Origin of the sequence: Salinicola rhizosphaerae, from assembly GCF_014652715.1 — a bacterium.
Classification (GTDB): Bacteria; Pseudomonadota; Gammaproteobacteria; order Pseudomonadales; family Halomonadaceae; genus Salinicola; species Salinicola rhizosphaerae.
On the sequence record NZ_BMZI01000006.1, the window covers coordinates 78760 to 90893 of the forward strand.

The following is a 12134-nucleotide window of genomic DNA, read 5'->3' on the forward strand; positions in this document are numbered from 1 at the left end:
AGCCGGTCGTCTGGCGCGAGGCCAGCGATTCCTGCGCCTTGCCGGCCTCCTCGAGCTTGAAGCGCTGCGCGATATCGATCTTTACCTTGCCGCTTTCGAGCATGTCGAACAGGTCCAGACACATCTCCTCGAGACGTTCACGGGTATCGGCATAGCCGTTGAGGCTCGGGCGAGTCAGGTAGAGCGAGCCCTTCTGGTTGAGGATACCCACGTTCACACCCTCGACCGCGCCCGACGCGTTACCGAAACTGACCATCAATCCGCGTGGCGCCAGACAGTCGAGCGACGTCGCCCAGGTGTCCTTGCCGACCGAATCGTAGACCACCGGCACCATCGCGCCATCGGTCAACTCGCGGACACGCTCCGCCACGTTCTCCTCGCGATAGTTGATCGTCTCCCACACGCCGTTGCGCTTGGCGAGCTGCGCTTTCTCCGCCGAGCCAACCGTGCCGATCACTCTGACGTCGAGCGCCTTGGCCCACTGGCTGGCAATGGAGCCGACGCCGCCCGCCGCGGCATGGAAGAGAATCGTCTCGCCGCCCTCGAGCGGGAACGTCTGGCGCAGCAGATACTGTACCGTCAGCCCCTTGAGCATACCGGCCGCTGCTGTCTCGAACGGAATATCGTCGGGCAGCGCGACGACCTTCTCCGCCGGCAGCACATGAAGCTCCGAGTACGCGCCGAGCGGCCCCTGAGCGTAGGCGACGCGGTCGCCCTCCTTCAGGTAAGAGACGCCCTCGCCGACCGCCTCGACGACACCCGCACCTTCGGTACCCAGGCCCGTGGGCATCGACGGCGCCGGGTATAGTCCGGTGCGGAAGTAGATATCGATGAAGTTGAGGCCGATGGCGTGGTTCTTGACCCGAACCTCGCCCGCCTTGGGGGCAGGCGGCTCGAAGTCGACGGTCTCGAGCACTTCCGGGCCGCCCGTGCGACTCAGTTGAATGCGTTTGGCCATGTCTGAATCCTTATGTCGCTAATCGATGCGATGGTGAACTCATCCAAGCCGCAAACGCGCATCGGGTCAAGGAGTTCGACGACCCGATACCGATACGCCCAAGATACGTTGTCGACGAGCGCGCGATCAGACGACCGCGTCAGGGAAACGTGCAAGCGCTTCGATGAAGCGAGTCTTGTAGGCCTCGAAAGTCTCCGGCTCCTGCTTGAAGGTGCGCACGATGCCCTCGCCGTTGAAGCGCACCGCGCTCGGCAGTCGCCCCGCCTTCGGTGTCGGGTGCAGCGGGCCAAGGCCGATACGGACATCCGCTTCGCCTTCGACCCAGCGCTCGATGCCACAGCTGCGGAAGAACGCTTCTCCTTCGGCGTCATTGGCCATCACGCGCAGCGGCGCTTTGCCCGCGAGCGTGCGGATCAATTCGCGGCTATGACGGGTATCACCATCGATCGTCGAGACCAGGCCGACCTCCATGGTCGCCCCATCGACGTCACTCGTGATCAGCGCCAGGCACTGGACGTGACGTTCGTCATCGGTCAGTGCGAACAGTCGGGCGGCCTCCTGCTCGAACAGCACGCCCAGCGTGCCGGCAAAGGTCACGAGCGGCGCGAGCCCCGCGTCTTGCCCATAGACATTGGCACAGAGCTTGGCGAGGCACGCTTCGCGCGTTTCGGGGTTCTTGACGTGGACGACTTTCATCGGCTCTCCGGCGCGGTCGAAAAAACGTGCAGAGCGTACCATAAACGCCCTCTGACATTTCGGCACGATCAATCATCCCCCGCCATCGCGACCAATGGCCCCCTCGCAGTGGCGTCATCGTTTCGACACCGCTTGCCGGTACGCTGGTCCCGAACTTCACCATTTGCCGAACGGACCCCGTTGTCGCCGGGCCAGGCACGAGGCAAGGTCCATTCGATGAAATGGCTTACAAGAAATGACGCCGCAAGCGCTGGCGTCTTGCCGATGGTCAACGCAAACTACGTTGATTCACCGCAAGGGCGAAACCCGCGTCGCAGCCGAACCGGCACTGGCGCTGCGCCTGCCATCTGGAGATCTTCGACGCATGACGCAAGGCCCGACCTCGCAGCCCGAGACCAGCGACAACGCCGCACCTCGCCGTGACAACAGCGCCGACCCTCGCTGTGACAGTAGCGCCCCCCCTCGCTATATCGCGCATCGCGGCCTCTCGGCCCGTGCTCCGGAAAACACCCTCGCGGCGGTGCAGGCGGCTCACGATGCCGGCTGCGAATGGGTGGAACTCGATGTGCAGCTACTGGGCGATGGCACGCCAGTCATCTGGCACGATGCCGGGATCAAACGCTGCTCCGACGGTCGCGGCAAGCTCTTCAAGCTAGACGCCGCCAGCGCCGCGACGCTTGATGTCGGCAGCTGGTTCGGCGACCAGTACCGGGGGGAGCGTATGGCGACACTGGAGGCGATGCTCACCTTGATCCAGCGACTCGGCATGGGGCTGAATCTCGAGCTCAAGGTGAGCCGTGGCCGCAATGCGATCGAGCTGGTAAAGGCGGCCCTGCCGCCAACGCTGGAAGCCCTGCCCCCCGAGCGACTGATCGTCTCCTCCTTCGATCGCCACGCGCTGACGGCGGCGCGGGCGCTCGAATCCGACCCCGAACGACTGCGTCTGGGCGTCCTCGACGACAAGGCGCCCAAGCGCTGGTGGCAAGAGACCGAGCGCCTCTCCGCCTACAGCCTGCATCTCGACTGGCGCAAGCTGAAGATCAAGCGGGCGCGCGAGATCGCCGATGAGTCGATCAAACTGTTCTGCTATACCGCGAACGACCCGGTCACGTTCGAGAAGCTGTGGGACTGGGGCGTGGACGGCGTGATCAGTGACGATCCGACGCGCTTCGTGATGCACGCCGCGGAACAGCGCTCGCGCGCGTGAGGTGTAAGACGTAAGGCGTGGAAAAGGAGACAGCGCCATCCAGCGGCGGCCTGAGCCGGCTGGTAACCAGGCCGGCTGACAAATAGCGCCCATTAGCCGCGTTATTTACTGCCTTTGGCCGGCGCGCCTCGCGCGTAACATGGCGCCACGCCTTCTTTCGGTTGCGAGCCGCCAATGAATCCCTCCACTCTCATCGGCATCGTTGCCAGCGCACTGCTGCTGGCGACCGTCGTGCTGTTCACCGCGCAGGCTCCCAGCAGTTTCTTCAACCTGCCGGGGCTCGCCATCGTGGTGACCGGCACGCTCGCCGCCAGTTTCATCAGCTACCCGCTGCGCGAGATGAAACGTCTCTGCGGCCAGATTGCCGTGGTCTTCCGCCGCGAAGCGCATGAGCGCGAACTGGATAACGACCTGCAGCAGCTGATCGACATGTCGCGCCACTGGAGCCGGGGCAACATCCGCGCCATCGAGGACGCACTGCAGAACGTGACCAACCCGTTCCTGCGCACCGGCATGCAGATGGTGATCGCCAATACCCGCGAAGAGGAAATCCGCGAGATGCTGCGCTGGCGCATGGTGCGCGTGAAGGCGCGCGAGCGGATCGAAGCGCAGATTCTGCGCACCATGGCAGTCTATGCACCGGCGTTCGGCATGCTCGGCACGCTGGTCGGCCTGATCAATATGCTCGAGGTGATCCAGGCGGGCGATCTCGCCGTGATCGGCCCGCGCCTGGCGGTCGCCTTGATGTCGACTTTCTACGGCATTCTGCTGGCCAATCTGGTATTCAAGCCGATCGCGGTGAAACTGGAGCGTCGCACCGAAGCGCGATTGATGGCGATGGCACTCATCCTCGAGGGCGTGACGATGGTCAGCAAGCGTCGCCTCCCCGCATTCATCGAAGAAGCACTCAACACCTATCGCATCGAACATCGCGACGAGATGCGCGACGCAGCGCCATCCACCTCGAATCAGACGGCGACGGAACTCCAGTGAGCGCGATGGCCGCCGGTGGCGAGGGTCCCTTTGCCGATCTTTTGTTCGACGAGGGGCCTTTCGATACGACGCGCGACGGCGAGAGCGATTCGTGGCTGATGAGTTATCTCGACATGCTCATGCTGCTGATCACTTTCTTCGTGCTGATGCTGGCGCTGTATGGTGGTCAGTTGATGGATCGCAGCGATCCGGCAGCGGCCTCGACCACCGCCCTGCCCGTCATCACCTCGGCCATCGTCGCCCCGAAGCCGACGACACCCGCGATAGAGACGTTCGGCGAGTTCTACCGTCCTCCGCGTCAGCTCCGACCGGCGCCGCCGGCCCTCAGTGTCGGCTTCTACGACCCGCAGCACGCCAGGCAATCAGCGACCGAGCCGGTCACACCAGCGCCTCGCCTGCCAGCGCTGGCTTTCAACGTGCCGCTGTTCGCGCTGCCCAAGCCAGCACCGGCAGCTCCGCCTCCCCCGCAGATCGATGGCGTCGAGGTGACGGCCATCCCGCATGGCTACAACCTGCGTATCCAGGATCATCTGCTGTTCGATTCCAGCGCCGTGGCGCTGACCGATCGGGGCCGCGCCCTGATTTCGCGCCTGATCCCGACGCTGGAAGGCTTCGACGGTACGATCTCGGTCGAGGGCCATACCGACAGCGTGCCGATCTCGACCGCCCGATTTGCCTCCAACTGGGAGCTTTCCGCGGCGCGAGCGTCTGCCGTGGTGCGCGTGCTGCGACTGGCGGGAATCGACGGTGACCGGCTACGGGCCATTGGCTATGCCTCCACCCACCCGCTCGCCGATAACGACACGCCCGCCGGTCGCGCCAGCAACCGACGCGTCGAACTGGTGCTGCAGGAGTCCGGCACCGGCGAGCGCTGACACGCCCGCCGCCGGCGTTCCCTTAGGCAATCGAAACTGCGACAATCCCGCGCGTCGAGAGACGTGTGTCCGGAGAATGCTGAATAAATCGTCGAGCGGTAAAAAGCGCAAGGCGCACGCAGCGCAGAAGCCGGAGCCTATGGGGTATAGGTGAGGACTGCGAGCAGCGCGCAACACAGCGATTTGACCGCGCAGACATTTAGACAGCGTTTTCCTCGGGAATCGGGTGAAAACCCCGAACTGCCCCCGCAACGGTAATCGCCTCAGGAAGTTGGCATTTCCTTCGATACCACCCGGATGCGCCATCAGGCCATCCAGCCACTGTGATCCACCGGACATCGATTCGAGAGAATCTGCGTCAAGGGAACGTTCGGCATCATGGGAAGGCGTGCGTATCGGATGACGCCCCAGTCATCATGCGAGAGTCCGGAGACCGGCACGTCTCTCCGTCAGGCGTCTTTGGCGCCACCACTGGGTGATGCGGAGGGCTCATCCAGCGATGCGTGCCTGTCGGCGACGTTCCTTCCGGGACGCGTTCGCGGGGGCGCGTCGCCGCTGTCCTCCCCATTGCGTTACGGCTTTCGCCGAGCGTCGCCAGCCTGATAAGCCGGCAGGCGACGTGCTGACACGCACAGGGATCAAACATGAACTATCAGAAACGCGCCATCGCCGCCGGCGTCGCGATGGCCGCGGCCGTCGTCGCACTACCCGCTCAGGCACAGTCGGCATTCCAGCCGGCACCGTCTGCTCGCGGGCTGGATGATATCCAGGTCACCGCCAATCGCCTGCCGCAGTCTCAGACCGACGTGCTTGCCAGCACCACCATCATCGACCGCGACGAGATCGAGCGCAGCCAGGCTGACAGCGTGATCGATCTGCTGCAGAATCGCGCCGGCATCGAGCTCACCCAGAGCGGCTCGCCCGGTACGACCTCTAGTCTCTTCCTGCGCGGCTCGGAATCCGACCATACGCTCGTGCTGGTCGACGGCGTGCGCATCAACTCGGCCACCAGTGGCGGTGCCAGCCTCGAGTTCCTCCCGGTCGAGGCGATCGAGCGCATCGAGATCGTGCGCGGCCCTCGCGCTGCCGCCTACGGCGCCGACGCCATCGGCGGCGTGATTCAGATATTCACCCGCCGCGGTGGGCAAGGCACCCACGCCGCGCTCGACCTGCGTGTCGGCGAAGACAGCACGACCAAACAGAATCTGTTCGTCACCACGGGCGATACCGACACGCGCCTCAATGCCAGCCTGTTTCATCGCGACGGCGACGGCTTCAATGCCACCACCGCCGATAACAGCGGCGAGCGGGACGGCTTCGAGCGCAGCGGCGGTCAGATCGGACTGTCGCACCGCTTCACGGACCGCGTCAGCGGCGACTTCCAGGCGCTGCGCCAAAATATCGATACCGAATACGACAACTGTTACCCGGTCAATGCCCTGACGCCCGTCAACGACTGTCGCACCAAGGGCTACCTGCAGACCTTCGGTGGCAAAGTGGATGTCGCGCTGGACAGCGATTGGCAGATGGCCATCACGGCCGGTCACTTCGACGAGCAGCGCGAGGAGCGTTACGCCGGCGATCGCTACAGCACCACCGAATCGCACCGCAACGAGCTCGGCATCCAGCACAATTTCACCCGGGACAACGGCGTGGATACGCTGGGCGTGGACTACCGCCAGGAGAGCCTCGACTTCGACTCCGCCAGCCCCTATGCCGGCGATTATGCCAAGGACAGCCGCGAGAACTACGGAATCTACGGCATGATGCAGCGCCAGTACGGCGCGCATGAATTGACGGGCGCACTGCGCTACGACGACGACTCCCGATTCGGCGACGAAACCACGGGCAGCGTCGGTTACGCCTACCATCTGACGACCTATCAACGGTTGGGCGCGAGTTTTGGTACGGCCTTCAAGGCACCCAACCTCATCGACCTCTACGGTCCCTACGGCAACAACCCGGACCTCGATGCCGAGACGTCGAAGAACGTCGAGCTGTTCTGGTCATTCGATCGCGACGCCTGGAGCGCTCGCGTGTCGGCGTTCGAGAACCGAATCGATGACCTGATCGCCTACGACAGCGTGACCTATCTGCCCTACAACGTCGACGAAGCCAGAATTCGGGGGGTGGAGTTAAGCGGTGGCTGGCAGGGCGAGCGCCTCAGCACGCGGCTCGCCATCACCTTCCAGGACCCGGAAGTTCGCCAGTGGTCGGACGATTACGCTGGCGTCGAGAAAGGTGACCGACTGCTGCAGCGTGCCAACCGCTTCGCGCGCTGGGATGTCGACTACCGCATCCTGCCGGTCTGGAGCGTCGGCACGACGCTGAGCGCCAGCGGCGATCGCACCGCCTATGGCGGCGACACGACCGCCGGTTACGGTGTCGTCGATCTGAGAACCGCCTGGCAGGTCACCTCGGAAGTCGAACTGTCCGCGAAGCTGGAGAATGCCTTCGACAAGGACTACGCACTGGTCGACGGCTACAACACGCAGGACCGCTACGTCGAAGCTGGCGTCAAACTCAGCTTCTGATTCACCTCGCGATATTCACCGATGGGCTCCCAGCCCGGTGGCAGCGGCGCCGACCCGGCGCCGCTTTACTGATGCCGTCTCTCCTCGCCACTTTCTGCTCCCCCCTCTCCTTTCACCACTCTTGGCTCTTGGCTCTTGGCTCTTGGCTCTTGGCTCTTGGCTCTTGGCTCTTGGCTCTTGGCTCATAGCTCGTAGCTCATAGCTCGTAGCTCGTAGCTCGTAGCTCTGATACTGTACATACAAACAGTATCCACAGGAGTCGCGGATATGACGCCTCCCCATCGCTCTTCCGCCCCCATGAAAGGCCGCGGCGCGACCTACAATCCCGATAACCGCTTCCAGCCGACATACAGCACCGTGGAAGACGATGGCTGGTGGCAAGAGGCAACACCACCCTCTCGTGTCGCCACCCAGGTGCAGATCGAAACGCCGCGCACGGCGCTTTCCTGGAACCAGTCGCCGGATCTCGGATTCGACCGCTCGTTGAACCCCTATCGTGGCTGCGAACATGGCTGCATATACTGCTACGCCCGTCCCAGCCACGCCTACTGGGATCTCTCTCCCGGCATCGATTTCGAGACACGGCTGATCGCCAAGAGCGGCATGGCGGATCGACTGCGCGAGGAATTCTGCAAGCCTGGCTACGTCTGCCGACCGATCAACCTGTCCGGTAATACCGACTGCTATCAGCCGATCGAGGCGCAGTATGGCAAGACACGTGAGCTGCTCGGGACGCTGCTCGACTGCCGCCATCCGGTCACGCTGGTGACCAAGAGCGCCTTGATCCTGCGTGATCGCGAGCTGCTGGCGGCCATGGCCAAAGAGCGCCTGGTGCGTGTCTTCGTCAGCGTGACCACCCTCGATAACGAGTTGAAACGCACGCTCGAACCGCGAACGGCCTCGCCGAGTGCCCGGCTCAATGTCATTCGCGAACTGAGCGCCGCCGGCGTTCCCGTCGGCGTGCTGGTGGCGCCGGTCATCCCCGCGATCAACGACCATGAGATCGAAGGGATTCTCACGCGCGCGGCCGAGGCCGGCGCCGCCAGCGCCACCTGGACACTGCTGCGACTGCCCCGAGAGGTGGCACCGCTGTTCGAAGCCTGGCTGGAGGCTCACTACCCCGAGCGCGCCGGTAAGGTGATGAGCCTGATCCGGCAATCTCGCGACGGCCGAGCGAACGACAGCAGATTCGGCCACCGCATGCGCGGCGAAGGCCTGTTCGTCGAGATGATCGGCCAACGCTTTCGCAACGCCGCTCGGCGTTATGGGCTGGAGCGTCGCCCGGAGGCCGGGCTCGATGTCACGCGGTTTCAGCCGCCGCACCGCCAGCAGGACCTGTTCTTCTAGCAAGCCATCATCGACTACGCCTTCTGGGCGAGCGGCGATGACCCGGCGGTAAAATCACCTTCCTTAATGTTTTTTTAAGGCTGGTCGCGGATGATCATCTCCGCGCGCGGCCCCACGATCTCCTCACCAGAACGGGACTTGGCAGCAGCTCTCGCTGCACCGCATGTCGTACCGCGATTTGATTTTTCTGTTTCACGCTTAGATAAAGGGCCGAGTCGCGGCGCTTGAAGATCGTCCCGCTGCGCCCGTCAGTCTCATCGCCAGGAACTCGCCACTGATGCATTCACCTCTGCTTTCGGTTTTGATACCCGCCAAGGACGAAGCCGGCAACCTGCCCAGCCTGCTCGACGAAATCAGCCTCGCGCTTGCCGATATCGACCATGAAGTCATCGTCGTCGATGACGCCTCCACCGATGGAACCTGGGAGTTTCTGACCCGGCGCGCCGCGGAAGATGACCGGCTACGCCCGCTGCGTCATGCTGCCAGCGCCGGGCAGAGCACCTCGGTCTGGCAGGCAGCGTGGGCAGCCAGAGGCGAGTGGCTGGCAACGCTCGACGGCGATGGACAGAACGACCCTGCCGACCTGCCTCAGGCCTTCGAGCGCGCCCGACGAGGCGACGTCACGCTGGTTGCAGGGCATCGCACCAACCGCCGCGACGACTGGCTCAAACGGGTGTCGTCCAAAGTCGCCAACCGGGTGCGCGCCGCGCTGCTCAAGGATGCCACACCGGACACCGGCTGCGGGCTGAAAGTGATCCGGCGCTCGGCGTTTCTGTCACTGCCCTACTTCGACCATATGCATCGCTTTCTGCCGGCGCTGATTCGTGCCCAGGGTGGCGTGTGCGTATCGGTACCGGTCAACCATCGTCCGCGTGGCGCTGGACGTTCGCACTATGGTCTCAACAACCGCCTCTGGGTCGGGCTGGTCGACATGGTTGGTGTCATGTGGCTACGTCGGCGTAGCCGCCTGCCGGCGGCGATCAACGTGCAAACGCCTACGACCGCCGAGCCCGCTTCCGCTGGAGAGGAGTCCCTGCCATGAGCGCGGAGTGGATCTGGCTCGCCATCGGCTTCATCGGACAGGCCTTGTTCTCGGCGCGCTTCATCATTCAGTGGCTCGCCAGTGAGCGCGCCCGCCGCAGCATCGTACCGGTCGCCTTCTGGTTCTTCAGCCTCGGCGGCGGCGCCACGCTGCTGGCCTACGCCATCTATCGGCGAGACCCGGTCTTCATCGCGGGTCAGGGTGCAGGGCTGATCATCTATGTCCGCAACCTGATGCTGATTCGACGCGAGCGGCAACAGATTCAGTCATCGACGCCCTCTTCCAACGGTTGACATCCTTATGCGCCCTCTCCGCATCGGGCCATCGCAGGTGGCCTATCGCCGCGCATGGCTTTTGCTGGCCCTATTCGCGCTGGTATTGATCGGCATTGGCATCGGTCTCAGGGACCCGTGGCCGGCCGATGAACCCCGATTCGCGCTCAACGCCCTCGAGATGCTGCGCACCGGCCAGTTCTGGTTTCCCCACCGAGGTGGAGAGCTCTACCCCGACAAACCCCCGGTCTTCATGTGGGCCTCCGCGTTGACGATTTGGCTGACCGGTTCGGTTCGCCTCGGCTTTCTGATTCCGACTGCGCTCAGCGGTTTCGGCACTTTGCTCCTGGTCGTTGATCTCTGCCGTCGTCTTCACGGTCGACGCATCGCCATTCTCGCCGGTATCGCGCTCATGGCGGCGCTGCAGTTCATGCTGCAGGCAAAGACCGCTCAGATCGACATGATGCTCACCTTCTTTACCACGCTCGGTAGCTATGGGCTGCTTCGCCACGCGCTGCTCGGTCCCTCGAAGCGCTGGTGGCTGATCGGCTGGGCGGCGATGGGCGTCGGCATCATCACCAAAGGCGTCGGCATTCTGCCGCTGACGCTGCTGCCGGCGTGGCTGTGGTTTGCCTGGCGAGGGCGTGTCTCTCGCGTGCGCGTGATCGATCTCCTGCAGGGGTTCGGCGTGCTGGCCTTGTGCATCGCCGCCTGGGGCGTGCCGATGATCCTGATGGCGACGTTCGGCGACGACCCGAGCCTCGCCGCCTACCGCGATAACATCCTGTTCAAGCAGACCGGTCAGCGCTACACCGACTCTTGGGCCCACCTGGAGCCCTGGTGGTATTACGTGGTCAACGTGCTGCCGTGGGCCTGGATGCCGCTCATATTGGCCTTTCCGTGGGCGGTACCGGCCTGGTGGCACCGGCTCAAGCGTGGTGACGCCGACGTTCTGATCCCGCTCAGTGCGGTGATATTGATCGTGCTGTTTTTCTCGCTGTCGCCGGGCAAGCGTGGCGTCTACATGCTGCCGACGCTTCCGCTGCTGGTGTTGGCATTCGCGCCGCTGGTGCCGGGACTAATGAAGCGCAAGCGACTGCATTGGCTGGGATTCGGCCTACTGGCACTGCTCGGGGGGATTCTGCTGCTGGCCGGCGTGCTTGGCCTAATTGGCGTACCCGCACTGGAGAAGATCGCGCAGCGCCACGCTGTCTATCCCTGGGGCTGGTGGATCACCATCGGGGTGATCGCCATGGTGCTGCTGATCTGGCGGCGTCCGCGCCATGGGTTGGAGGCGCTGGGCATCTGGCTGGTGGTGTTTTGGGTCAGCTGGTCGACCTGGGGTTATGCCCTGCAGGATCACGCCCGCTCGCCGCGGGACATGATGACCGAGGTGGCGTCCATCACAGGCGATCAGGCCTGGCTGGCGATGCCCGATTTCGACGAGGAATTCCTGCTGCAGTCCCGTCAGCCGAGTGTCCAGTTCGGCGACCGAACGCCGGTGTCGAAGCAGTTTCCGCGCGCTTTCGCCTGGCTCCAGGCCGACGACAGCCGCTGGATGTTCGCGCTGGGTCGCCAGGCAGAGGACTACGCCTGCATCGATCGCTCTCAGGTCCAGGATCTCGGCGTCCAGAACGGCGACGACTGGTGGCTGATTCCGGCGGCAGCAGTTGCCGACTGCCAGGGCGATCCCAATGCCGGGCCGCTTTTCATCGCACCGACAACGCTCCCCGACCCCAGCGGCAAGGCCCCACACTTGTGAGCCTCTCCCCGGCCCGAGTGCCGGGGAGAGCACCAAAAGAACCCACGAAGGCAGCAGCCACTGAGATAACCCACTACGTCGTTAATTCTCCACCCGTTGGAGCGAGCTTACACGCGAATGACGCCGCGGGCTCGGCCTCGTTAATCTTCGTGAGCAGAGCTCACTCCTACGGCAGATAAATCCAACCAGAGTGAAGAAAGGCGCGGGAAAATCAGTATCCACATCCAATTCGAATAACTCACACGTTGGAGCGAGCTTGCTCGCGAATGACGCCGCGGGCTCGGCAACGTTGATCTTCGTGAGCAGAGCTCACTCCTACGGCAGACAAACCCAACAGGAGTGGAGAAAGGCGCGGAAGACCATTAGTGCCGGCGCCCAATTCGAATAACTCACCTGTTGGAGCGAGCTGCTCGCGAATGACGCCGCGGGCTCGGCGACGTTGATCTTC

General features: G+C 63.8%; 10 protein-coding genes and 1 riboswitch. Of the genes, 8 read left to right on the plus strand and 2 right to left on the minus strand.

Annotated elements, in window-relative coordinates; translation table 11 throughout:
• Both IE125_RS13755 and IE125_RS13760 read right to left on the minus strand, forming a co-directional pair.
• A partial coding sequence (locus IE125_RS13755) for an NADPH:quinone reductase (protein ID WP_189445254.1) occupies window positions 1-958 on the minus strand: 958 nt, incomplete at its 3' end.
• Window positions 959-1084: 126 nt separating this feature from the next.
• Window positions 1085-1654 (minus strand): hypothetical protein, encoded by a 570-nt coding sequence (locus IE125_RS13760; RefSeq protein WP_189445255.1) that lies wholly within the window; start codon window positions 1652-1654, stop codon window positions 1085-1087.
• A 364-nt stretch (window positions 1655-2018) separates the two neighbouring features.
• Between IE125_RS13760 and IE125_RS13765 the strand changes: the two genes are divergently transcribed.
• The 8 genes from IE125_RS13765 to IE125_RS13805 all read left to right on the plus strand — a co-directional run bounded on the left by IE125_RS13765 (window position 2019) and on the right by IE125_RS13805 (window position 11686).
• The gene (locus IE125_RS13765) at window positions 2019-2861 is read left to right on the plus strand and encodes a glycerophosphoryl diester phosphodiesterase (protein WP_189445256.1); all 843 of its coding nucleotides are present in this window, start codon (window positions 2019-2021) and stop codon (window positions 2859-2861) included.
• Window positions 2862-3035: 174 nt separating this feature from the next.
• A complete protein-coding gene (locus tag IE125_RS13770) occupies window positions 3036-3854 on the plus strand; it encodes a motility protein A (RefSeq protein WP_189445257.1) in 819 nt (272 codons plus the stop codon).
• A gap of 5 nt (window positions 3855-3859) precedes the next feature.
• Window positions 3860-4729 carry an OmpA family protein gene (locus tag IE125_RS13780; protein WP_229809141.1) on the plus strand — a complete coding sequence of 290 codons (870 nt, stop codon included), beginning with the start codon at window positions 3860-3862 and terminating at the stop codon, window positions 4727-4729.
• Between the two features lie 180 nt (window positions 4730-4909).
• Window positions 4910-5185: riboswitch (cobalamin riboswitch) on the plus strand.
• Between the two features lie 188 nt (window positions 5186-5373).
• Window positions 5374-7263 (plus strand): TonB-dependent receptor domain-containing protein, encoded by a 1890-nt coding sequence (locus tag IE125_RS13785; RefSeq protein ID WP_189445258.1) that lies wholly within the window; start codon window positions 5374-5376, stop codon window positions 7261-7263.
• Window positions 7264-7530: 267 nt separating this feature from the next.
• Window positions 7531-8610, plus strand: a complete 1080-nt coding sequence (locus IE125_RS13790) for a PA0069 family radical SAM protein (protein WP_189445259.1) — start codon at window positions 7531-7533, stop codon at window positions 8608-8610.
• A 277-nt stretch (window positions 8611-8887) separates the two neighbouring features.
• Window positions 8888-9652: a glycosyltransferase family 2 protein gene (locus IE125_RS13795; protein WP_189445260.1), complete on the plus strand. Its 765-nt coding sequence runs from the start codon at window positions 8888-8890 to the stop codon at window positions 9650-9652.
• Window positions 9649-9945 carry a lipid-A-disaccharide synthase N-terminal domain-containing protein gene (locus IE125_RS13800; protein ID WP_189445261.1) on the plus strand — a complete coding sequence of 99 codons (297 nt, stop codon included), beginning with the start codon at window positions 9649-9651 and terminating at the stop codon, window positions 9943-9945. The genes IE125_RS13795 and IE125_RS13800 overlap by 4 nt, the downstream gene beginning before the upstream one ends.
• Before the next feature lie 7 nt (window positions 9946-9952).
• A complete protein-coding gene (locus IE125_RS13805) occupies window positions 9953-11686 on the plus strand; it encodes an ArnT family glycosyltransferase (RefSeq protein WP_189445262.1) in 1734 nt (577 codons plus the stop codon).
• Window positions 11687-12134: the final 448 nt, after the last annotated feature.